This is a genomic window from Streptomyces sp. NPDC046862 (assembly GCF_040704615.1).
Lineage (GTDB): Bacteria > Actinomycetota > Actinomycetes > Streptomycetales > Streptomycetaceae > Streptomyces.
Window position 1 is genome coordinate 41,229 of record NZ_JBEYXP010000016.1, and the last position, 21,750, is coordinate 62,978.

General features: G+C 69.7%; 20 protein-coding genes and 2 pseudogenes. 15 read left to right on the forward strand and 7 right to left on the reverse strand.

Annotation, left to right across the window (positions count from 1 at the left end; all coding sequences use genetic code 11):
* Positions 1-275 precede the first annotated feature (275 nt).
* The gene (locus AB0959_RS19485; RefSeq protein ID WP_366827654.1) at positions 276-869 is read left to right on the forward strand and encodes an NAD(P)H-dependent oxidoreductase; all 594 of its coding nucleotides are present in this window, start codon (positions 276-278) and stop codon (positions 867-869) included.
* 77 nt (positions 870-946) lie between these two features.
* On the opposite strand, the gene AB0959_RS19490 is transcribed toward AB0959_RS19485, so the two are convergent.
* Positions 947-1,978 carry a LacI family DNA-binding transcriptional regulator gene (locus AB0959_RS19490; protein WP_366827655.1) on the reverse strand — a complete coding sequence of 344 codons (1,032 nt, stop codon included), beginning with the start codon at positions 1,976-1,978 and terminating at the stop codon, positions 947-949.
* Positions 1,979-2,117: 139 nt separating this feature from the next.
* Between AB0959_RS19490 and AB0959_RS19495 the strand changes: the two genes are divergently transcribed.
* On the forward strand, positions 2,118-2,942 hold the full coding sequence (locus AB0959_RS19495; protein ID WP_366827656.1) for a fumarylacetoacetate hydrolase family protein: 825 nt from the start codon (positions 2,118-2,120) through the stop codon (positions 2,940-2,942).
* 143 nt (positions 2,943-3,085) lie between these two features.
* Here AB0959_RS19495 and AB0959_RS19500 read toward each other — a convergent pair whose 3' ends face one another.
* Positions 3,086-4,354: an MFS transporter gene (locus tag AB0959_RS19500; RefSeq protein ID WP_366827657.1), complete on the reverse strand. Its 1,269-nt coding sequence runs from the start codon at positions 4,352-4,354 to the stop codon at positions 3,086-3,088.
* A 756-nt stretch (positions 4,355-5,110) separates the two neighbouring features.
* On the opposite strand from AB0959_RS19500, the gene AB0959_RS19505 reads away from it, so the two are divergent.
* The 8 genes and pseudogenes from AB0959_RS19505 (at position 5,111) to AB0959_RS19540 (ending at position 10,613) form a co-directional block, all read left to right on the forward strand.
* On the forward strand, positions 5,111-6,115 hold the full coding sequence (locus AB0959_RS19505) for a C-terminal binding protein (RefSeq protein ID WP_366827658.1): 1,005 nt from the start codon (positions 5,111-5,113) through the stop codon (positions 6,113-6,115).
* Positions 6,112-7,176, forward strand: a complete 1,065-nt coding sequence (locus AB0959_RS19510) for an aminoglycoside phosphotransferase family protein (protein WP_366827659.1) — start codon at positions 6,112-6,114, stop codon at positions 7,174-7,176. Before AB0959_RS19505 ends, AB0959_RS19510 begins: the two co-directional genes overlap by 4 nt.
* A 46-nt stretch (positions 7,177-7,222) precedes the next feature.
* On the forward strand, positions 7,223-7,753 hold the full coding sequence (locus AB0959_RS19515; RefSeq protein ID WP_366827660.1) for a cupin domain-containing protein: 531 nt from the start codon (positions 7,223-7,225) through the stop codon (positions 7,751-7,753).
* A 101-nt stretch (positions 7,754-7,854) separates the two neighbouring features.
* A complete protein-coding gene (locus AB0959_RS19520; protein WP_366827661.1) occupies positions 7,855-8,118 on the forward strand; it encodes a hypothetical protein in 264 nt (87 codons plus the stop codon).
* A gap of 26 nt (positions 8,119-8,144) precedes the next feature.
* Positions 8,145-8,522, forward strand: a complete 378-nt coding sequence (locus AB0959_RS19525) for a nuclear transport factor 2 family protein (protein WP_366827662.1) — start codon at positions 8,145-8,147, stop codon at positions 8,520-8,522.
* 173 nt (positions 8,523-8,695) lie between these two features.
* Positions 8,696-9,661, forward strand: a pseudogene (locus AB0959_RS19530) (AraC family transcriptional regulator).
* Positions 9,646-10,308, forward strand: a complete 663-nt coding sequence (locus AB0959_RS19535) for an AzlC family ABC transporter permease (RefSeq protein WP_366827663.1) — start codon at positions 9,646-9,648, stop codon at positions 10,306-10,308. Before AB0959_RS19530 ends, AB0959_RS19535 begins: the two are co-directional and overlap by 16 nt.
* Complete coding sequence (locus tag AB0959_RS19540; protein ID WP_366827664.1) at positions 10,305-10,613, forward strand: AzlD domain-containing protein; 309 nt, start codon at positions 10,305-10,307, stop codon at positions 10,611-10,613. Before AB0959_RS19535 ends, AB0959_RS19540 begins: the two co-directional genes overlap by 4 nt.
* Positions 10,614-10,954: 341 nt before the next feature.
* Here AB0959_RS19540 and AB0959_RS19545 read toward each other — a convergent pair whose 3' ends face one another.
* A complete protein-coding gene (locus AB0959_RS19545; RefSeq protein ID WP_366827665.1) occupies positions 10,955-11,869 on the reverse strand; it encodes a helix-turn-helix domain-containing protein in 915 nt (304 codons plus the stop codon).
* A 339-nt stretch (positions 11,870-12,208) separates the two neighbouring features.
* Between AB0959_RS19545 and AB0959_RS19550 the strand changes: the two genes are divergently transcribed.
* Both AB0959_RS19550 and AB0959_RS19555 read left to right on the forward strand, forming a co-directional pair.
* Entirely contained in the window at positions 12,209-13,612 is a 1,404-nt protein-coding gene (locus AB0959_RS19550; RefSeq protein ID WP_366827793.1) for an MFS transporter, read from the forward strand.
* A gap of 247 nt (positions 13,613-13,859) precedes the next feature.
* Positions 13,860-13,985, forward strand: a pseudogene (locus tag AB0959_RS19555) (IS5/IS1182 family transposase); the annotation flags it as partial.
* A 72-nt stretch (positions 13,986-14,057) separates the two neighbouring features.
* Here the strand turns inward: AB0959_RS19555 and AB0959_RS19560 are convergent.
* The gene (locus AB0959_RS19560) at positions 14,058-14,486 is read right to left on the reverse strand and encodes a VOC family protein (protein WP_366827666.1); all 429 of its coding nucleotides are present in this window, start codon (positions 14,484-14,486) and stop codon (positions 14,058-14,060) included.
* Between the two features lie 441 nt (positions 14,487-14,927).
* Here AB0959_RS19560 and AB0959_RS19565 point away from each other — a divergent pair, with 441 nt between their 5' ends.
* Both AB0959_RS19565 and AB0959_RS19570 read left to right on the forward strand, forming a co-directional pair.
* Positions 14,928-15,467 (forward strand): VOC family protein, encoded by a 540-nt coding sequence (locus tag AB0959_RS19565; protein ID WP_366827667.1) that lies wholly within the window; start codon positions 14,928-14,930, stop codon positions 15,465-15,467.
* Entirely contained in the window at positions 15,457-16,260 is an 804-nt protein-coding gene (locus AB0959_RS19570; protein ID WP_366827668.1) for a MerR family transcriptional regulator, read from the forward strand. The genes AB0959_RS19565 and AB0959_RS19570 overlap by 11 nt, the downstream gene beginning before the upstream one ends.
* Before the next feature lie 184 nt (positions 16,261-16,444).
* Here the strand turns inward: AB0959_RS19570 and AB0959_RS19575 are convergent, their stop codons facing one another.
* Entirely contained in the window at positions 16,445-17,929 is a 1,485-nt protein-coding gene (locus AB0959_RS19575) for an MFS transporter (RefSeq protein WP_366827669.1), read from the reverse strand.
* Between the two features lie 140 nt (positions 17,930-18,069).
* Positions 18,070-19,200: an FAD-dependent monooxygenase gene (locus tag AB0959_RS19580; protein ID WP_366827670.1), complete on the reverse strand. Its 1,131-nt coding sequence runs from the start codon at positions 19,198-19,200 to the stop codon at positions 18,070-18,072.
* Between the two features lie 224 nt (positions 19,201-19,424).
* Between AB0959_RS19580 and AB0959_RS19585 the strand changes: the two genes are divergently transcribed.
* Positions 19,425-20,042 (forward strand): TetR/AcrR family transcriptional regulator C-terminal ligand-binding domain-containing protein, encoded by a 618-nt coding sequence (locus AB0959_RS19585; protein WP_366827671.1) that lies wholly within the window; start codon positions 19,425-19,427, stop codon positions 20,040-20,042.
* Between the two features lie 667 nt (positions 20,043-20,709).
* On the opposite strand, the gene AB0959_RS19590 is transcribed toward AB0959_RS19585, so the two are convergent.
* Complete coding sequence (locus AB0959_RS19590) at positions 20,710-21,642, reverse strand: hypothetical protein (protein WP_366827672.1); 933 nt, start codon at positions 21,640-21,642, stop codon at positions 20,710-20,712.
* Between the last annotated feature and the right edge of the window lie 108 nt (positions 21,643-21,750).

Here is a 21,750-nt window from a genome sequence, read left to right on the forward strand (position 1 = left end):
GGAGGAGAGTTACTCGACCATCGCGATGAAATGCTAACGATAGCGCAATAGTGCGAAGTGCTGGCGGCCGTGTCAAGGGGTGAAGCGAGCCTCGATCCTGCAGCTTCGTCGATCACTTCCGGCTCGTTGGTTCACCGTCAACCGCATGCTATCGTTCGCACAATCCCGCTCCGAAAAGGTCTCCGGCGGGCCCGCGTTCTTCCTGGACGGACGGACAGCACAGGAAGGCGCGGGCCCGCCGGGCAGGATGCGGCCGAAGGGAAAGTGAGCCCGCTATGGCAGCCGAGCCCTCCGTGGGGCCGATGGCCCTCACCGCTGTTGTGGCCAGTACTCGTCCCGGACGTGTGGGCAGATCCGTCGCGGATTGGTTCACTGCCCGGGCCGCGGAGTACGACCAGTTCGAATCGCGCACCGTCGACCTGGGGGAGCTCGCTCTTCCCTTCTTCGATGAGCCGCATCCGCCCGCCCAGCAGCGGTACACGAAGAGCCACACCCGCGAATGGAGCCGGATCGTCGACGCGTCGGACGCGTTCGTCTTCGTCACCCCGGAGTACAACGGAGGCTTCCCGGCGCCTCTGAAGAACGCGTGGGACTACCTCGCGGTGGAGTGGCAGCACAAGCCGGCGGCGTTCGTCAGCTACGGAGGCGTCTCGGCCGGTACCCGCGCGGTGCAGATGGGCAAGCAGGTCGTGGCGAACCTCAGGATGCTGCCGATCGGCCCGACCGTGAGCGTCCCGTTCGTCAACGAACTCGTCGAGGAGGGCGCTTTCCGGCCCGGCAAGATACATGAGGCCGCCGCCGAGCAGGTGCTCGACGAACTCGCGCGCACCGCCCGCGTCATGCGCCGGCTGCGCAGCGGGGCGTACTGACCCGGCGGAGAACACGAAGGTGCCCGGAACGCATCGTTCCGGGCACCTTCGTGTTCTCGTGTGAAGCCGCCCGTGGCTCAGCCGGACTCGGACCGACCCCTTCTGCCGGGAGGTGCCGTGCTGCCGCGCAGGACCAGCGACCCGGGGGAGACCGAGGTGTACGGGCCGTCGTTGCTCGGCTTGGTCTTGAGCCGGCGCATCAGCCACAGCGCGCAGCCGGTGGCCATCTCCTGGATCGGCAGACCGATCGTGGTCAGTCCGGGACCCCACCAGGAGAACCCCGGTTCGTCTCCGAAGCCGACCACGGACACGTCCCCGGGCACTTTCACGCCCTGCTCGGACAACTCCTCCAGGACTCCCAGGGTGAGCTGGATCGATCCCAGAACGAGCGCCGTGGGCGTATTCGGGCCCTTCAACAGCCGCCGTACGGTCCGGCGGCCGTGGTCCACTGACGACGGCGGCCCCAGCTCCGCGACCCCGGCGTCGTCCGGCAACCCACCCTCGCGCAGGGCGCTGCGGAAGCCGCGCAGACGCTCGGCACCCGTGGGAAGCTCCGTGGGGCCGCCCAGGTACGCGATGCGGGTGTGGCCCTGGGCCACCAGATGGGCCGTCGCCTGCCGCAGTGCCTCGTGGTCGTCCACGCCGAACCACTGGGAGCCGAGCGACGGGTGGCGGCGCAGGAGCTGCAGATGCGGCACCGTGCGCAGGAGTTTGACGGAGTCGCTGTGCGGGCGCGCGGTGGGCACGATGATGACGCCGGCCACACGGGTCGCGGACAGCTCCCGCAGGTGCCGCAGCTCCACCATCCGGTCGTCGTCGGTCTCCGAGAGCATCAGCTGGAAGCCTTCGGCCTCCATGTTCTTGGACAGCTCGTGCGCGATGGTGGAGTAGAAGCTGTTACGGATGTCCGGGATCACCAGCGCGACGACGTTGCTGGACGCTCCGCGCATCATGCGAGCCGCGCGGTTGCCGACGTATCCCATCTCGGAGGCGGCCTGGCGGACCTTGAACTTGGTTTCCTCGCTGATGCGGGGATCGTCGGAGAGCGCCCGGCCGACCGTCGAGACGGAGACTCCGAGGCGTTCGGCGATGTCCCTGGTCGTGACCACGTAGTGGCTCCCTTGAGCTGAACTGATCCCATGTCGTCACATGCTGTGTGCCAACGATAGCACTTTCGTTGCGCTCCGTGGTCGAAGGAGCGGACCGCCGGATTGATCACCATGAGCGTGCTAACGTTAGCATTGCTGGATGGATCGTGCAGCCGCCTGTGGCTGCCTACCTGCGGAGGTTTCCGTGCGGATCGTCAGGTATGCCGTCGGCGGCGTGCGGCACTACGGAGAACTCGTGTCCGGGGACTCCGGGATCGCGAGATTCGAAGGGGATCCCTTCATCGGGCTGTCCCCTACCGGGCACGTCGACGAATTCGGCGACGTGGCCATTCTCCCGCCGCTCGAGCGGCCGCGGATCTTCGGGTTCGCCTACAACTACGCCTCGCACGTCGACGAGACCGATCGCGAGGTTCCGGAAGTTCCCGTGTGTTTCATGAAACCGAGTACGGCGGTCATAGGTCCGGGTGAGGCGATCGTCTATCCGGCGGATGGTGAACTCATCCACTTCGAAGGTGAGTTGGTCGTCGTCATGGGAAAGGAGGCCCGTCATGTGAAAGCCTCCGAGGCCCACGAGTACATCCTCGGTTATACCTGTGGCAATGACGTCAGCGACCGCGTCGTCCAGCGCAGGGAGAGCGCGTTCGGCACGCTTCTGATCGGGAAGGGGCAGGACACTTTCGCTCCCCTCGGACCGGCCATCGCGACGGGACTCGACCCCTCGGCGTTGTCGCTCACGACTCGTGTGAACGGCGCCGTCATGCAGTCGGCGAGCACGGCCGACCTGCTGCTGACCGTTCCTGACATCGTCAGCTATCTCAGCCGGTATCTGACCCTGCTGCCAGGAGACGCGATCATGACCGGTACTCCTTCCGGTGTCGGGCCGATTCGACCCGGAGACGAGATCGAGGTGGAGATCGAGGGCATTGGCGTCCTGCGCAACCCGGTCGTGGCCGAGAGCCTCTGACTCCGGGCACCCGCCGGGAGACCGCGAGCCGGGGCCTGCTCACCGTTCGGCGGTGGGCAGGCCCCGTGGAATGTCGGCGAGGTGTCATCGCACCCTGTCGGTGACTGATCACCGGCAAGTGGACTCGCCGGGCGGACCTGGGGTCAACGGACCGCGTTGTTGAACTGCGAGGTACGGACGAAGGCCAGGGCGACGACACCCAGCAGCGGCAGGACCGTGACCTGCAGCAGCCCGGCCCGGGTCCAGCCGAAGGAGTCCACCAGAGCGGCGAAGAGCAGGCCCGAGAACGCCGCTGGTCCGTAGTAGCTGGTGACGAAGAGGCCGGAGGCGCGCCCGATCTGCGTGGGGCGGACGGCCCGCTGCATCGCGCTGTTGGTGTTGGGATAGATGGAGCCCAGCCCGAAGGCGCCCATGAGGAAGGCGAACGCGCACTGCGTCCCCACTCCGGCGTGCGTCTCGTAGACGCACGCGCTGATGGCGGAGACGGCCAGGAGGCTCAGAATCAGCAGGTTGCGCTGGTTGAAGCGGTCACCGAGCCAGCCGCCGAACACGGCCGTCATGCCGCCGAAGCCGAGGAAGCTCATGGCCAGTGCGGCCTGCTCGGCGGTGTAGTGCAGCGAGGTGATGAGGAACGTCGGGTAGAGGCCGAGGAATCCGTAGATGGCCACACCGCTGATGACCGCGTGGACGGCCAGGGAGACGGTGTTGCGGTTGTAGGCGGAAGCCGGCATGTACTCGTAGGACTTGGTGGAGGCGACCTTCTCGGCGGAGTGCTCGGTCAGGCCGCTCTTCACGAGGAACAAGGAGGCGGCGGCGATCAGCAGCCCGGCCGCACCGAACAGGTAGAAGGGCGAGTGCCAGGTGCCGTGTGTGCTCATCAGCCCGACGCCGATCAGCGGGGCGATGAACACACCGACGGAGTAGCCCACGCCGATGACGCCGAAGGCGAGGCCGCGCCGCTGGGCGAAGAAGGCACCGATCGCCGCGAAGATGGCGGCGGACTGCATACCCTCTCCGAAGCCCGAGACGACCCGGTACAGCGTCATGTCGGCGAAACCGGTCGCCAGTGGCGTGGCCATCGTGCCCAGGGAGTAGATCACGATGCTGACCAGCAGGACGGTCTTGCGGCGGAAGCGGTCCAGGAGGTAGCCCGCGGGAAGGCCGGCCAAAGCCATGCCGAGGGTGAAGTTCGTCGCCAGCAGTCCGCCCTGCTCCAGGGAGAATCCGTACTCCTCACGGATGTTGGGCAGCAGGGGAGGGAAGACCTGGCGATCCATCGCGTTGACCATGTAGGAGAGGACCACCAGCAGGAATCCCATCCCGATCATGAGGCGGGAAATGGGAGGCCTGTTGCTTTCCTGGGGTGAGTCGGCGGGCGCGGTGGTGGTGTCGACTTGCGCTGCGTGAGTCATAGCGGCTCCTGAAGGGGAAATGGGCCACGGCGAACCGCGGCGGATGCATCGCTTGTACGAGGCCGTAAGGGCGATGGCGAGAAGCGGTGAGCTGAGGACGGGCTCGAGTCGGCGAGGCAACGCGGTCGTCGACTGGAGGAGAAATGGGGGCGAAGGGCTGCCGCGCGGTCGGACGCCGCCTGCGGAACTCAGCCGTATACCGCCCGTCGGAACGTCCGTGACTGTGGCGTTCTCGACAGCCGGGATCCGTGCGAACACTTGTCGGCCACACGGTTCGGCGCTGGCAGAAACCATGAAGGCAAGTCCCTGGCGCGTCAAGATGTGAACAGGGGATTTTCTTCGGCGATTCTTGTTTCCCGTGGCAGGCCGGGTTCCTCCGTCATGAAGAGGCATCCGGAGTGGGTGCTGTCGCCGGGAGTCGACAGGCAGGTGCACGCGCACTCTTGACGTGTGGGAGACCATTAATGCTATCGTTAGCATCACGTGGCTGTGACAAAGTGATGCGACGTGCCCCGGCATCCCGAGACCCGTCCCAAGGGGCGTAGTGCGGCGACCGCCCCGACCACAAGTCGGCGAGCGCCGGCGACACCCGACCGAGCCCAGCAACCCTCTCCATCCCACCCTGGCGGCCGACGGCCCATCGGACACGCAGTCGGCCGCTCTCCCGGGTGGGGATCGAACCCGCTCACCGAACGCGACCGGGCGTGACGCCCGGCCGTCCGCCGCGGCCGCACGATTCTGCGAGGACGACCTGCCATGAACCCACCGAGCCGCCCCGGCACCGTGCTGCTCACCGACTACGCCTGGCCCGACGACTCCGTCGAGCGATCGGTCATCGAGGCGGCGGGCCACACCCTGGTGACCGGCCCCGCCGCGCCCGCCTCCGCCGAGGAGATCGAGGAACTGGTGGCCGAGCACCGGCCCGCCGGGATCCTGACCTGTTGGGCACCCGTCTCCGCCACCGCGATCGGCACCTCACCGGACCTGCGGATCGTCGCCAGGCTCGGCGTCGGCCTCGACAACATCGCCGTGGACGCCGCCACCGACCGCGGCGTATGGGTCACCAATGTGCCGGACTACTGCGTCGAGGAGGTCTCGGACCATGCCGTCGGCATGGTGTTGGCCTGGACGCGGGGCCTGACCCTGTTCGACCGGGAGGTCCGTGCGGGCCGTTGGAACCCCGCCGGCGCCCGGTTGCGCCGACTGTCGACGCTGACCTGCGGCATCATCGGATACGGGCGCATCGGACGCGCCACCGCACGCAGGCTCGGCGCGTTCGGCTGCCGGCTCCTGGCCCACGACCCGCATCCTCCGAAGGAGGCCCCGGGAGTGGAGATGGTGGGGCTGGAGGAGCTGCTGCGCCGTAGCGACGTGGTGATCCTCCACGTGCCGCTCACCCCGGACACGCACCACTTCATCGGAGCCGAAGAACTTGCGCTGATGCGAAGGGGCGGCCTGCTGGTCAACGTCAGCCGAGGCGGCCTGGTGGACACCGACGCGGTGATCAAGGCGCTCGACGGCGGACATCTGGGCGGAGCCGCCTTCGACGTCCTGGAGTCCGAGCCCCAGGTCCCCGCCGGGCTGCTGGAGCAGCCGGGCACGCTGCTCACCCCGCACGTCGCCTTCTCCTCCGACGCCTCGGTCACGGAACTGCGCCGCCGAGCCGCCGAGGAGGTCGTACGGATCCTGGCGGGCGAGGCACCGGCCCACGCCTGCAACAGGCCCCGAGGCCTGCCCGCGGGGCCGGGGGAGCGTCGATGAGCTCGCCCACGGTACCGGTGAACCCGGGTCCGGTCCCGGACCCCTCGCTGCCCGGATTCCTGCTCGCCCACGGACTCGCCGGGCCCGGCGAGCCCGCACGCTGGACGCCGCTGGCCGGTGGCGTCTCGTCCGACCTGTGGCGCGTGGACCTTCCGGGTCGCACCCTGTGCGTCAAGCGTGCCCTGGCCCGGCTGCGGGTCGCCGCCGACTGGCAGGCACCGGTGTCGCGCAACGCCTACGAATGGGCGTGGATGCGCTTCGCGTCCCGGCACCGCCCGGACAGCGTGCCGGAACTGCTGGCCCACGACACCGAGGCCGGCCTCTTCGCGATGGCGTTCCTGCCCCCTGAGCAGTACCCGGTGTGGAAGGCGCAACTGCTGCGCGGTGAGGTGCGGGCGACGACGGCGGCGGCCGTCGGAGAGCTGCTCGGCACTCTGCACGCGGCGAGCGCGGGCGATGAGACCCTCGCCGCGGAGTTCTCCACCGACGACAACTTCCACGCCTTGCGCATCGAGCCGTACCTGCTGGCCACTGCTGCCGCGCATCCCGATCTCGGCGACGTGCTCCGGGGCCTCGCGGAGCGCACGGCCACGACCCATCTGGCCCTGGTGCACGGAGACGTCAGCCCCAAGAACATCCTCGTCGGCACCTCGGGGCCCGTACTGCTGGACGCCGAGTGCGCCTGGTACGGAGACCCGGCCTTCGACCTGGCCTTCTGCGTCAACCATCTGCTGCTCAAATGCCTGGTGGTGCCCAGGAGCCGGGACGCTCTCCTGCGGTCCGCCCACGCGCTGGCCGAAGAGTACGTCCGGCGCGTCGACTGGGAGCCCCGGCCGGCCCTCGAGGCGCGGGCCGCGTCACTGCTGGCGGCGCTGCTGCTGGCGCGTGTGGACGGCAAGTCCCCAGTGGAGTACCTCACGGACGACCGGCACAGGCTGTTCGTACGAACGGTGGCGTCAGCCCTGCTCCGGGCACCCGCACACACGGTTGCGGACGTCCTGCGCGCCTGGGCGAACGCCCTCGACGCTCCGACCGAGCACGGCAGCGTCCGACCGCACTGACCCGTCCCGCTCCACGGGGCCAGGGGACCAGAACCAGGAGAGACGCATGCGCAGAGTCGTGACCGGCCATGATGAGAACGGTAGATCGGTCGTCGTCAGCGACGGCCCCATCCCGCGCAGTCGGGATTTCACCAGCCTGCCGGGCTGGGTGTCCCGTCTGCCGTGGGCCACCGAACCCGGCGAGCGGGTCAGCCGGACCGGCGAGGACCCCACGCCGAAGGTCACCAGTCTGCTCCCGGCGCCCGGCGGTACGAGGTTCATCGTCCTGACCTTCCCGCCGGACACCGCGTTGGCCGACCCAGCCTTCGACCCCGTGGCCTTCGACCAGGAACAGCGGGCCGACTCGCCCGGCATCGCCCACCTCATGGAGCCCGACGGCATGCACACCACCCCGACCGTGGACTACGGCATCGTGCTCCAGGGCGAGATAGTCCTCGAACTCGACGACGAACACTGCACCCGCCTCTCGACAGGGGACATCGTGATCCAGAACGGCACCCGCCACGGCTGGCGCAACCGCAGCGGCCAAGCAGTCACGATGGCTTTCGTCCTTGTCGGGGCGGAGCGCGACGGCTGACAGAGCCGAGTGCCCACTGGCCCAGCGGACGCTGTCCGTTGACGCCGTCTGGTGGGAGGCGGTGCGGTCCTCCTTGCCGTGCGCATCCATTGAAGTGTCGCGTGGAGACGGCGGAGACGGCGGAGACGAAGAGCATCGTGGGGGCGATCTCGTGGGGGCGGCCGGCGCGCCGCGTCGGGTCCGTACGAAGTCGGGGCGTTCAGCGGGTGAGCTGCTGGTGGCCGGAGTTCCTCGACGAGACCCTGACCCTCCTGCGGGACGAGCCCGACGCCAAGGAGCTCGTCGTGGAGCGGGCGAAGTTCGTGCGCGAGGTGGAGGCGAGCGGGACGTACGACGACGTCCTGGCCCTGCTCAGCAGCCGCTGACCTGCCCCCGCTTCCCGGAGACGACCATGAAGATCAGCACGGACACACTCGAAGCAAGTCGGGTCGTGGCGCTGTGGGCCCACATCATGGACGAGCGCGCGTGGCACCGCCTCGGTGAATGCCTCACGGACGACTGTGTCTGGAACGCAAGCGTGTTCGGCTTCGAGTCGGTCACCGGACTGGAGGCGATCACGGCCGTACTGAGCGCCGAGGGGCACGCGCGAGCGCACCACACAACGAACATCGTCGTGTCGCGGGGGCCGGCGGGCGAGCTGCGCGCCCGGTCCAAGGCCCTGGGCGGCATGGTCGACGGCACTGTCGTCAGCGCCGTGTACGCGGACGGGCTGCGTCGCACGGCCGAGGGCTGGCGTATCTCCGAGCGCGTCATACACGTCGTCAAGTGAGCTCGGGCGGGACCACGAGGTCGAGTGCCGCGAAGTGCGCCGACCACTGCTGACCCTGGCTCGCGGCGCCGCAGCACCGCCACGGCCCGCTCGTGTGCGATGGCGGCTGCGAGTGGGCGGATAGTGGGTGCGGGCCGGGGCTGTTGGGAATCGGTCTGGCGGAGAATGGGGGTATGGCGGGTTCGGGAAAGGAGTTGGCGCGGCACTGGCAGTATGCCGAACTGCCGGGGGTCGATCTGCTGCGTGCCCGGTACATCCGCAAGGAGTTCGTGCGGCACACGCATGAGAACTTCGTCATCGCTGCCATCGCCGACGGGGTCGAGGTCTTTCACCATCGCGGGGCCGATCAGTACGCCGGGGCGGGGGCGCTCGCGCTGGTCAACCCCGATACGCCGCACACGGGGCGGGCCGGTGTACCCGAGGGGTGGCGGTACGGGGCCGTGTATCCGTCGCCCGAAGTGGTGGGTGAGATCGCGGCCGAGACCACGCTCATGCGGGGGAGGCCGGGGTTCGTCAGCCCGGTGCTCGATGATCCGTACACCGTGAGGCTCGTGCATCAGGTGCTGCGGGCCGCGGACGACGGCAATGCACTGGCCGCAGACACGCTGCTCAGGGTCGCCGTGACGAGGCTGCTGCGGCTCAATGGCGGGCCGTTGCCGCAGCGGGAGGTGCGGACGGCGGGTGCCCGGATCGCGGCACGCGCGCGTGCCGTGCTCCAGGAGGGGCTGGCCGAGCCGCCGAGCCTGGAGCGGCTCGCGAATGATCTCGGCACCAGCCCGTTCTCGTTGCTGCGGGCGTTCCGGGACGCTTATGGGATGCCGCCGCACGCCTGGCTGACGGACGCCCGGGTGCGGCGGGCGCGGCGGTTGCTGGATACCGGTTCCACGCCGGCGGAGGCCGCTGTTGCCGTCGGGTTCACCGACCAGCCGCACCTGAACCGGCATTTCACCCGGATCGTCGGCGTGCCCCCGGGTGCGTACCGGCGTGAGCGCAAGAACGTACAAGACGCGCGAGGGCGGCTGCTCCTACCGTCCGACGCGTGACAGAACAGACAGCTCTCCCAGACGCACGTCCCGACGGCGGAGGGAAACCGGACGCCGCCGTCGTACGGGACGCCCTCGGAGTGGGCGTCGCCGTAGGACTGTCCGGCTTCGCCTTCGGGGTGACCTCGGCCGGCAGCGGGCTCACGCTGCCGCAGACCTGCGCGCTCAGCCTCCTGGTGTTCACCGGCGCCTCCCAGTTCGCGCTCGTGGGGGCGCTCGCGGCCGGGGGCAATCCCCTCACGGCAGCCGCCGGCGCCTTCTTCCTCGGGGTGCGCAACGCCTTCTACGGGCTGCGTCTGTCACAGGTGCTGGGCCTCCCGCGCGCGGTGCGGCCGTTCGCAGCCCAGTGGGTCATCGACGAGACGACCGCGGTCACGCTGGCGCAGCCCACACGGCGCAGCGCACGGATCGGGTTCGCCGTGACCGGGCTCAGCCTGTACGTGCTGTGGAACCTCACCACGCTGATCGGCGCGCTCGGCGCCAAGGCCATCGGGGACACCGAGGCATGGGGCCTCGACGCCGCCGGGCCCGCCGTCTTCCTGGCGTTGCTCGCGCCGATGCTGAAGACCGCCACCGAGCGTGTGGTGGCCGCCTTGGCAGTCCTCCTGGAGCTCGGTCTGCTGCCGGTACTGCCCTCAGGCGTGCCCGTCCTGGTGGCCGCGCTCGCGGCGCCCGCCGTCCTGTGCCTGCAGGGCCGCCGTGGGGGCGCATCACGCAACAACCCACAGGAGGAAGCCCGTTGAGCACCTGGATCGCGATCGGCGCGACCGCCCTCGGCTGCTACGTCGTCAAGCTGGCCGGCCTGCTGGTACCCGTGGGCGTCCTCGAGAGACCGCTCGTCAGGCGTCTGGCAGCTCTCCTGCCGGTGGCTCTCCTCGCCGCGCTCACCGCCGAGCAGACCTTCGCCGACGGGCACGCCCTGGTGTTCGACGCGAGGGCCGCGGGGCTCGCCGCGGCCGCCCTCGCGCTGGTCCTGCGCGCCCCGTTCCTGCTCGTGGTGGGGTCGGCGGTGATCGTGACCGCGGGGGCGCGGGCCATGGGCGGGTGACGCCATCGGGGGTCAGCCGATGGAGCGGCCGTACGCCCTGGGGGTGCGCAGCGCCTCGATCGTCACCATGGGACGCGCCTCCAGGGCGATTCCCGGTGCCGGCTGGCGCCGGCGGATCGGCCGGCCGCCAAAGGGCTGCTCACTATGTGGAGTCCGGCCAGGTGGATGGTCGCGTGCGAGTGACCTGCCCTTGTTGGGCGAGGACCACGTCCGGCCGGTGCGCGGCCGACCACGTCGTCGACGTCGGGAGCATCTGTTGACGCCATACCCGCCCCAACGACCGGCTCATCGGCACGACACCACCCAGGAACAGGTCACGGTTCCGACTTGGTGAGCTGGAGCTAGTGGGCGGGGTGTGGCTCGGAGGCCGGGGCCAGATGGCCTGCGGACGCCGGCTCCGATCGTGCGTCGGCGGGCTCCAGGCGGAGCATGGCTTCCTCGTCCGGCGTGCCGGGAGCCGCCTGATAGACCACCATTCGCTGGCCGCCCGTCCGGGCCAGTCGCATGACCTCGTAGGTCAGGGTCATCGGTCCGACCTTCGGATGGTGGAAGGACTTTTGCCCGCCGCCACGCTCGCAGACGTCGTACCGCTCCCAGAGTCGTGCGAACTGTGGCGATTTGAGCACCAGTTCGCCGACGAGTGCGGTCAGCTCCGGGTCGTCCGGGTCGGCACCGGCGACCGCCCGCAGATGCGCCACCGAGAGCGCGACCGTGTCCTCCCACGGCTCGTAGAGCGTCCGCCCGACCGGGTGGAGAAAGAGGTAGCGGGTGAGGTTGCGCTGGTCCTCCGGCCAGTCCCAGAGCCCGGGCATGAGGCGTCGGCCCGGTGGATTCGCGGCCAGTACGCGGTTGTACCGGCTCACCACGTAGGCGGGCAGTGGGCGTACCGATTCCAGCATCCGCAGTACTGAGTCGCGGACGGTGTGGTCCGAGGAGGCCGGCAGCTCGGAGACCCGGCCGGAGGCCAGTTCCGCGAGTTCGTGCAGTCGTTCGTAAGCGTCGCCGCGAAGTCGCAGGGCGCGGCCGAGAGCGTCTACGACGGCGGGGGAGGGATTGGTTTCCCGGCCGCGCTCCAGGCGGATGTAGTAGTCCACGCTCACCCCGGCCAGTGCCGCCAGTTCCTCGCGGCGCAGTCCGGGAGTACGGCGCATGCCCGCGCCGGCCGGGAGACCGACGTCCTCCGGGCGCACCTGTGCCCTGCGGGCTTTGAGATATCTGCCGAGTTCGGTGCCCCGCGCGTGGGTTGCTGCTGCCATTCGGTCCATTGTGGCAGGCAGGCGGAAGCCGTGGGGGGCCGTGTCAGGGCCTGGAACGCCGCACCCCGGGTGCAGGGCGGTCTGGTGGGCGGTCACGTGCGGGCGGATGGTTGATTCCGGAGCGGGCGGCCCGACCGCAGGGGCCCAGGGGGTGCAAGACACCGGTCCGCGGCCCCGATGGACTGCGGCCGCCCGCCCGATCGCCCTTGATGGGCGCCGTCAACCATGTCTGCTTTGTAGAGGAGGTCACTGTGCCGGACAATCCTCCCCCCCGCACTGTCCACCGTCCCCGCCCCCACCCCTGCCGACGGGCACGACTGCGAGTTGTCGGCGCCCAGAGTGCGGCGGCGACAGCCGCACCGAGTCCGACCGGTCGCGTTGCCGGCCTGCGTTCCCGCCGAGCCGCAGCGGGCAGGCCTCGCGCTGGTCGCTTCGCTTCTCGGGTTCACAGTGATCACCATCGACGTGTCGGCCGTGAACATCGCGCTGCCGGCGATCCGGGACTCCCTCAGCGGTGGGATGGCCGGGCTGCAGTGGGTGGTGGACGCGTACACCCTGATGTTCGCGGCCCTGATGCTTTCCGCCGGCGCCATCGCCGACCGCTCAGGCGCCCGCCGCGCCTACGCCTGGGGAGTGTCCCTGTTCACCCTCGCCTCCCTCGGCTGCGCGCTCGCGCCCGACATCGGCGTGCTGGTCGCCGCCCGCGTGGCACAGGGCGCCGCCGCCGCGGTCGTGATGCCGGCCTCGCTGGCTCTGATCCGGCAGGCCTACGAGGACACCCGGGAGCGCGCCCGCGCCATCGCGCTGTGGACGGTCGGCGGCTCGGTGGCGATGGCCGCGGGCCCGGTGCTGGGCGGGCTGCTCACCGAGTCGGCCGGCTGGCGGGCGGTCTTCCTGCTCAACCTCCCGGTGGGCATGGTGATCCTCGGCCTGCTGGCCAGGGTGCCGCGCTCCCCGCGCCGGCCCGCCGCGCTGGACGGCGCAGGCCTGCTCACCGCGGTACTGGCCCTGGGCGGGCTGGCTTTCGCGGTGATCGAGGGCGGCCATCTGGGCTGGACCAGTCCCCCCGTGCTGGCCGCCGCTGCGCTCGCCGTCGCCTCCGGGTTCGGATTCCGACTGGTGGAGTCCCGTCACCGCCAGCCCATGGTCCCTCTGGGGATACTGGGGGATCGCGAGGTGGCGGTCCCGCTCGCGGTCGGTTTCGCCATCAACGCCGCCTTCTACGGCGGGATTTTCCTTCTCGGGCTGTACTACCAGCAACTGCGGGGGATGTCGGGGACGGCGGCCGGGCTGATGTTCGTCCCGATGTCGGTGGTGGTGACGGCGACCAACCTGGTCTCGCCGCGCCTGGCGGAACGGATCGGGCGGCGGCCGGTGATCGTCGCCGGTCAGCTGGTCTTCACGGCAGCGATGCTGGCCATGCTGCCGCTGGCCGCGGACACCCCGGTGTGGCTGGTGCTCGTCCTGCTGCTGCCGCTGAGCGTCGGCGGGGCGCTGGCGGTACCCGCGCTCACCGCGCTGCTGATCGACGCCGTCCCGGGGGAGCGCGCGGGGACCGCCTCAGGGCTGCTCAACTCCTCCCGCCAGACCGGCGGTGCGCTCGCCGTAGCCCTCTTCGGCAGCCTGCTCTCTGCTCCCGGGGGCGGGTTCTCCCTGCCGGGTATGCGCCTCGGGCTTCTGGCTGTTGCCGGCCTCCTCCTCGCCACCGCCGCCCTCTCCCGCCTCCTCCTGCCCCGCGGCTGACCTCGCGTCAGCCCCGTCTCACCCGCCCGGCCGCGATGCCACGGGAGTCAGCGCCCAGAGTCCCGGTTTTCCGGGAGAGGGCTGTTCCGGGCGGGCGGTGGGCTGTGCGCTGTCGACTAGGTTGTCCCGTATCTGCTGGTCACGGATGAGGTGATCTTGTGGAGGTTCGGGGCGTCACTCGCGTTCCAGCCCCGCAAGTGAGTCCGAAAGGGAAACCGGGGCGCCGGCCTGATCATCCCGCACCGCCGTCGAGCACGTCTTCGCGCGGATGAAGACCTGGAAGGTCCTGCGCGACCGCCGCCTGAAAGGCGACGGCGTTCACACCGCCACGCTCGGCATCGCCCGGCTGCACAACCTCGCCCTCACGAAGTAACTCCCGCCCCCATCGGTACCAGAGAAGTCATCCAAGGGAGGCGGCTCCCCACCTCCCCGGCTCAGAGAATGCTCAGTCGATACAGAACTCGTTGCCCTCGATGTCCAACATCGGGATGCACGCGTCCTGGCCGTCATACAGCGTGCGCACGTGTATCGCACCGAGCGGGACCAGTCGGGCGCATTCGGCCTCAAGCGCGGCGAGGCGCTCTTCCCCCACGAGTCCGGTGCCCACCCGCACGTCCAGGTGCAGCCGGTTCTTGGCGGCCTTCCCTTCGGGGACGCGCTGGAAGTACAGTCGCGGGCCCACACCTGAGGGATCGCTGCAGGCGAACCATGAATCCCGTTGCTCAGGCGGCTGCGAACTCTTGAAATCGTCCCAAGTGGCAAAGCCCTCCGGTGGCGGCGGTACGACGTACCCCAACACCTCGCACCAGAAGCGAGCGAGTCGCTCAGGTTCTGCGCAGTCAAAGGTGACTTGGAACTTCTTGATCGCTGACATCGGCGCACGATAGCAAGGGACCTGGGGGCGCGCGCTGGTCCGGCAACAGTGCGGCGCGAGCCTCCTCGTCGTACTCGGCGGCACCGGGGGCACTCGGGTCGCATGCCGAAGTGGGTGAACAATGCGGGCTCGGCACTGGCGTTCTATGTGTTGCTGGTCTTGGTGATCCGGTTCGGGGGCGGTGGAACCGGTTGGGGACCGGCCCTTCTGGGTGCTCTTGTGGCGACGCCGTTGGGGCTGTGGATGATCTGGTTGCGTCGCCGACGCATGGAGCAGGCGCGGGAGTGGGGACGGCGGAGGGGGCAGCCGTGGCCTGAGGAACGGCGCCGCTGAGTCGCCTTCCACTGCTGGTCGAGTCGGGTGCGCCGTTGACCGATGAACTGCTCGGCGGCGGCGAGGGGACTTGACCCTCACGCCGCGTGAGGGCTCACGCTGGGTGGCATGTCTGAGCTCTTCAATGCTTTCGAAATCAGTCCGGTACCCCCGCCGGGTCCAGACGCGGTGCCGCCAGCACCGTTTCGTGGGATCTACGGCATGCCGATGTTTGTGACGGTCCCCACTCGCGATCTGGCCGGGTCGACGGACTTCTGGGTACGTGGCTTGGGTTTCTTCGAGTTCTTCTCGATCCCGGGGCAGGTGGTGCACCTGCGGAAGTGGGCTTTCCAGGACGTGCTGCTTGTGCCTGCCGTCGAGTCGGAGGACCTTCGTGAGTCGGCGATGCGGGTCAGCTTCGCGTGCGTGCTGAGCGAGCTCGCCCCGGTCGCCGAGGCCTGCAACGCGCTTCGTCCGGGGTGCGCGACAGCGCCGTTCGACACTCCGTGGACCACTCGCGACGTCGAGGTCGTCACTCCTGAGCAGGTGCGTGTCGTGTTCACCGCGGCGAAGCCCGCCGACCCCGGGAGCGAGGAAGCCAAGAGGCTCGCGGCTGTTGGCATCGTGGCGCCGACAGACGAGGACGACAATGTCGTACATGACGGATGAGGTGACGCGCGATGGTCTCACCGTGGGCGCGGTCGCGGATGTCGCAGGTGTCACCGTCCGCACCCTCCATCACTGGGATGAGATCGGCTTGGCCCGCCCGTCAGGGCGCACCCCCTCGGGCTACCGCCTGTATACACAGTCGGACCTGGACCGGATCGACCGCGTCCTCGCGTATCGGGAATCAGGACTCGGCCTGGACACGATCCGCGCGCTCCTCGACGACGCGAGCCCGGAGGTCGGTGCCATCCTTCGTGAACAACGTGCGCAGCTCGCGGAGCGCATCGGCGAGCTGCAGAGGGTCGATGAACGACTGGCGCGAATGAGCCAGGCGCACGAGCGCGGCATACTCCTGACCGACGCGGAACAGATTGCGACATTCGGCAACGACTGGGACCCCGAGCAATCGCAGACGGCTCGCACGCTCTGGGGCCGGACTACACAATGGGCTCAGTTCGCCGAGCGCTCCGCGTCACGCTCACGCGCAGACTGGCAGCGGCTCTCAGACGCGATGCGCGACATGCAAGCAGCTCTCGCCAACGCGATGGACAGCGGAGTTGAACCAGGAACCCAGGAGGCGGGGGAACTGGTAGAACGCCACCGCGAGCTGTTCTCCACCTTCTTCACCCTCACTCGACACATGCAGGTCTGTCTAGCGCGCATGTTCGAGGAGGATCCCGGATTCGCGTCCTACTACAACGGCCTCACTCCGGGGCTGGCGTCATGGTTCCGCCAGATCGTCGACGAGGCCGCACGTGCCCACGGAATCGACCCCGACACAGCGACCTGGCAATAGGGCGTCATCCGAGCCGACCACCCCGCGTAGCATCCGTCGGCCGGCTCTTACGAACGTGCCCGGAATCATCCCTACCCTTCGGAGAAGCCCATTGGTGCACCCCAACTCCGTCCTCACTCCGCGCACGAGACCCGTCTCGCACGAATGATCGTCGAGGAGCAGAATCCCGTCGTCCACGTCGGGGCTAGCGGCCGACCTCAGGCGAACCCGGACGTCGCGGTGCCCCGGGCACGGCCGGCGCGGCAGGCCGGGTGCGTGCCAGCATGATCGCGGGCACCGCAGCGAGGACGAAGAGCGCTCCCGCCATCGCGACGTAGAGGTACACGCCGGTCGCCGTGCTCACCGGAGCACCGTCGGCAAAGGTCCCGGGAATCTCGGTCGCTTTGAGCACCTCGCCCCCGGCGATGTTGAAGACGACCGAGCCGAGGGCGAGTACGACCGACACCAGACCGGCGATCGTGCCCTGCCGCTCGGGCGCTTCGAGACTGGTCGCCAGGTTGTAGCCGGAGGCGCCGATCGCGCCGGCGGCCATGCCGAGCAGGGCGCCGCAGGCGATCGCCGGCGGGAGCGCCGATACGCCCGCCAGCATCGCGAGGGTCGCCACTGTCCCGACGGCGATGCCGCCGAGGAGGGGCAGTGCGGGACCGAACCGCCCCGCGACCCATCCGGCGCACATGCCGCCGATGACGATGCCGAGATTGGGCGTGGCGAGCAGCACTGCGACCGCCTCTCCGTCGCCCAGCCCGTAACCGAGCCCCAGGCCGGGAGGAACCTGGGCGATGATGCTCGTCAGTTGCAGCATGCTCCGGAAGGAGCCTGCTGCCAGTACCAGGGCCAGCAGCGTCAGCAGGATCGGACGGCTGAGGGCCCGGATGTCGATGATGGGTTCGTCGACCCGCAGCGCGAGGTACGCCCAACCGGCCAAGGCGGCGGTACCGGCCACCAGCAGCGCGAGCATGCCCCCGGACAGCCATCCGAGGTCGCTCCCGAGGCTGGTGTAGGCGAGCACCGCGCCCAGGCCGCCGCCAAGCAGGAGCGCCCCGCGCACGTCGATCCGGCCGGTGCTGCGGACCGGCGACTCCGGGAGGAAGGAACGCACGCAGAGCGCGGCCGCCGCGGCGAGCAGCGCCGCCACGACGAACACGCTCCGGTAGCCGAACACATCAATGACCGGCTTCATCAGGAACGGCTCGATGATTCCGACGATCGACGAGCCGGACGTCACGAGCCCGACCACTGCCATCGCCACCCGCGGGGTGCAGATCTGGCGTGCGAGGGCCACCGTGAGGAAGACCGCGGCGAAGGCGGCGCCTTGGAGGAAGCGCCCCACCAGGAAGATCCAGACGTTGGGGGCAGCCAGGCAGACCAGCGCTCCTGTGCCTGCGAGGAGCAGCGTGCCGATGAGTATCCGGCGCTTGCCGAAGACGTCCGAACTCTTCGCGAGCAGCGGCGACCAGATGGCCCCGGCCAGCAGCGCGCTTGCATTCAGCCACGCGGCCTGGTCGGTGTCGAAATGCGCCAGTAACTGGGGCAGGACCATCATGGGCGAGCCGATGACGACGTCGGCCAGGACGTTGGCAAGGGTGAGAACGGCCGCCCACAGGATGAGCCGCTTGCTCCAGCGGTGTTCTTGGGCGGCGGGGGCGGGCTTTTCCAGCGTGTCTTTCACTATGCCTTCTCTCCAGGGCATTTGGGGTGAGATCCCGGGGAACGGCACGCCCCGTCGGCGCGCGGTCGGCGCTGGGTGCGGCCATTGGACGTTGTCCGCGTGACGCCGGGGGACCGGATACCAGTCGCATCGCGCCAGGTTCAGGGCGCGCCGGTGCCGGCCGCTTGCAGTGCCTTGTCGCGGGCGGCAATGGCAGCCCAGGTGGTCGGCAGCATGCGGTCGCGACCGCCGTAGACCCGGTCCTGGGCGAAAGTGACATAGGGGCGCTGCCGTGCCTCGTACCGTGCGAACGCGGCGGTGTGGTCATTGCCGCACCGTTCGAGTTCTTCGGCGAGGAAACGGGCGCCGGTGAGTGCGAGTGAGGTGCCCCGGCCGGACAGGAAGGCCGGGCTGTACCCGGCGTCCCCGACGAGGACGACGCGGCCGCGGTGCCAGGAGGGCAGGTGGATCTGGCTCGCGGAGGTGAAGTAGAAACCAGGGTCGGCTCGGGCCGCGTCGAGCAGCTCCGGGATCCGCCACGACCGGTAGCCCGCGAAGGCGTCGATGAGGATCTTCTTCTGGGCGTCCAGGTCGTGGTGGTCGTACTCGATGAGTTCCGAGCGGAACTGGAAGACCGCGACGGCCTTGCCCTTGTACCGGAATATGCCTGCCATCCGGCTGGGGACGTTGTATATCGAGTTGGCGCCCTCGGATTGCGCCTCACCGGGGTGGTCGGCGAGGGCGAAGTAGACGCCGAGGTGCCGGAGATAGTCCTCCTCGGGCCCGAACACGAGCCTGCGTACAGCGGAGTGCTGCCCGTCGGCACCGAGCACCAGGTCGTACCGCCCGGTGCGGCCCGATGCGAAGCGCACGTCGACGACACCGCCGTCGCCGTCGACGCCGCCGTCGGTCAGTGTCTCGATCGAGTCGTCGAAGCGGATCGCCGCGGTGTCCGGGAGCGCATCGGCGAGGATACGCACGAGGTCCTCGCGGAGCAGCTCGATGTCGTCGTCGGAGTCGCTGACCTCCGCCATCGGGATCCGGGCCACCGGCTCGCCCCCGCTGTCGACGAACTGGGTGAGCTCGGACATCCGGACTCGCTGCTTCTGGATCTTCGCGAGCAGTCCCATCCTGTCCGCGGCCTCGATCGCATCGCCGCGGATGTCGATGGGTGTGCCTTTGAGCCGCAGGCGGCGTGCGCACTCGACAAGGGTGACGTGGTGGCCGCGGATGCCGAGCTCAAGTGCGCAGGCGAGCCCGGCGATACCGGCTCCGGAGACAAGGATTTTCACGTGTGCGCTCCAGGTTTCGCTGAGGTGGGTGTGCGATCGGACCGGCCGCCGCTCGCCGGTCGGGCAGGCGAACCCGCGGAGCGGCGCGGCAGGCGGGCAGGCCGCCGACGCGGCAGCCCGACAGCTAAAGCGACGAACTGTTGCTTTTAGCGAGCCTACTTACCATCGGCTTGCACCGCAACGCGGCACCTGGCCACAATCGGCACCCGAGCAGAGAAGAGGAGATGAGCGCGGCGATGGCCAACGGGACCGCTGACCGGCCGCCTGCACGGCGCCCCGGTGGCCGCAACGCGCGGGTGAGAGAGCAGATCCTCGCCGCGACCGCCGAGCTCGTGGCGCGCGACGGCATCGCGGGCTTCCGCTACGAGGAGGTCGCCGAGTTCGCCGGCGTACACAAGACCAGCGTCTACCGCAACTGGCCCGACCGTGAGGAGCTGGTGGTCGAAGCCCTGCTGCGCTACGCCGAGGATCTCGCCTCGGTTGCCGACACCGGCGACATCCACCGGGACCTGGTGGACTTCCTGCTGGCCCTCGCCGGTGGCCTGGAAACGCCGTTCGGCCGGACGCTCGAACAGGCCATCCAGCCCGCCCGCCAAAGCCCCACTGTCCAGGCACTGACCAGGGTCCTCGACCAGCGCGTGGCCGCCATGCGGCGGCGGGTGGACACCGCCGTCGACCGGGGCGAGCTCCCCCCGGTCGACAGCTCCTTCCTCGGCGAGATGATCTCCGGCCCGATGCGCCTCATCGTCAACCGCGGCATGCGCCCGTTCACCCGCACGGACGCGGAGCGCATCGTCGGCGTGGTGCTCGCCGGCATCCGCTCCACGGCACCGCACGTCTGAGTAATCGCCCTGGCCGCACCGTTCAGGCCGAAGGCCGGAGCGCCCGTCATATCCGTTTCCAGCGCGGCAAGTCGCGGTGTCGCGTCAGTTCGCGCGTGCAGGGACGCGAACCGCCGACGGGTTCAGGAAGCGCTGGTTTCGCGGCGGTGGACTGGACCCGCCGACCGCCCGGCGCGCCGGTGCAGCCCGGGTCGAGTGTCCGCGTCGGCTTGGGCATCGATGGTTGCTCGCGGCCCATTCGGCTCTCGTTTCACGGGCGAGGCCGGGCAGTCGACGACGCCGCCGCGTGCGAAAACCTGGGGCCGGATCGGCGGACTCCGGTGGTGCGCGGACGCGGCTCGCGGAGCGCTCCGGCCGAGTATCGATGGCGGGCATGATCTGCTTCAAGACCGGCGAGCGTTCCCGGTTGATCTGCGCGACCGGGAGTAGAAGGGCGCGAGGAGCAGCCGAAAGGCGCTGGTGCGCCGTGCGGTGCCTCGACGCAGTCCGGCGCACGCTGGACGGACTGGTCCGGGCCGCTGCCGGGGAGTTTGTGGGGCACCCAGCCAGAAGGCCGACGCAACCCAGCAACTCATGGGCGCCGTCGACTCCGGCGGCCCCTTCAGCCGCCCGGTGTCCACCTGGTCGTAGCCGACACCGACGACCGGCCGGATGTGCACCGGCTACCTCACCGTGTAGAGCGTCGAGCCTGCTCGGCGCCGCTGAGGGCCCGGTCTCCGACTCGCTTGCCGAGGTTGCTTGTTCGGGTGGCCTGGTGCGGCCACAGGGTCAGGGCGAGGAGTACCAGCAGGGGCCCGGTGCCGGGGTCGGTGGCGTGACCGGTGAGCAGTCCGCCGAGGTCCTGGCCGAAGACGCCGGTGGCAGCCGCCAGGCCGATGCCCGCCACGAGGGCCCAGCGTCGCGTGCGCGGGGCCAGGACACCCACGCCGATGAGGATCTGCAGCAGCCCGAGGACGAGGGCGAACGCGATGCCCCGCCCGGTGAAGAGACCGCCCACCGCGCGGTTGACGGCGGAAATCGGGGCCGGTTCGCCCTCTCCTATGTTGGCCAGCTGGGCGGCGGGCACATGGCTGGCGGCTTCCAGCTCCAACGCCGCCGTTCCGGTCCACAGGACCAGCCACGACCAGCGGGCCACCACCCCGCCCAGGAGGCCACCGTCCGCGACGCTCGGACCGCTGCGGTCGCGACGCGGCCACAGCACCACGGCGACCAACGCGTACAGCAGGGCCGCACCCGGGGCTCCGGTCAGCAGGCTTGTACCGCTCATGAACAGGCCGCCGAAACCCTCACCGACGACCCACACCCCCAGCGCCCACGCGATCGACAGCCCCAGCGCCACGCGGGCGGTGCGTCGCCACAGCAGTCCCACACCAAGCCCCACCTGCAACGAGGCGAACAGCGCGTTCCACACGACAGGGTGTGCGGCGAGCATGCTCGCCGCGGCGGACTCCACCGCGGCCACCGGCCTCGGAAGACCCATGTTCGCCATACCGAGCGTGTCGACGAAGAAGCCGCGGGTGAACATCGACGGCTGAAGCTGCAACCCCCCGTCCAACAGCCACAGCACCCCCAGCGTGATCTCCAGACCACGCCGAGTCACCCTTCGACGACTCCGCCACGGGCCAGCCGCGCCCCCGCGCGGCTCCTCGGCCTGCCCGACCAGCCGAACGGCGGGGTCCTGGATGGAAGAGTCCCGGTCCCGCAAGCC

Coding starts and splice junctions, on each gene's coding strand:
- AB0959_RS19505 (WP_366827658.1), top strand. CDS start 5,111: ATGAACCCACCGAGCCGCCCCGGCACCGTGCTGCTCACCGACTACGCC.
- AB0959_RS19515 (WP_366827660.1), top strand. CDS start 7,223: ATGCGCAGAGTCGTGACCGGCCATGATGAGAACGGTAGATCGGTCGTC.
- AB0959_RS19500 (WP_366827657.1), bottom strand. CDS start 4,354: ATGACTCACGCAGCGCAAGTCGACACCACCACCGCGCCCGCCGACTCA.
- AB0959_RS19585 (WP_366827671.1), top strand. CDS start 19,425: ATGAGCGCGGCGATGGCCAACGGGACCGCTGACCGGCCGCCTGCACGG.
- AB0959_RS19565 (WP_366827667.1), top strand. CDS start 14,928: ATGTCTGAGCTCTTCAATGCTTTCGAAATCAGTCCGGTACCCCCGCCG.
- AB0959_RS19510 (WP_366827659.1), top strand. CDS start 6,112: ATGAGCTCGCCCACGGTACCGGTGAACCCGGGTCCGGTCCCGGACCCC.
- AB0959_RS19495 (WP_366827656.1), top strand. CDS start 2,118: ATGGATCGTGCAGCCGCCTGTGGCTGCCTACCTGCGGAGGTTTCCGTG.
- AB0959_RS19560 (WP_366827666.1), bottom strand. CDS start 14,486: ATGTCAGCGATCAAGAAGTTCCAAGTCACCTTTGACTGCGCAGAACCT.
- AB0959_RS19545 (WP_366827665.1), bottom strand. CDS start 11,869: ATGGCAGCAGCAACCCACGCGCGGGGCACCGAACTCGGCAGATATCTC.
- AB0959_RS19525 (WP_366827662.1), top strand. CDS start 8,145: ATGAAGATCAGCACGGACACACTCGAAGCAAGTCGGGTCGTGGCGCTG.
- AB0959_RS19570 (WP_366827668.1), top strand. CDS start 15,457: ATGACGGATGAGGTGACGCGCGATGGTCTCACCGTGGGCGCGGTCGCG.
- AB0959_RS19485 (WP_366827654.1), top strand. CDS start 276: ATGGCAGCCGAGCCCTCCGTGGGGCCGATGGCCCTCACCGCTGTTGTG.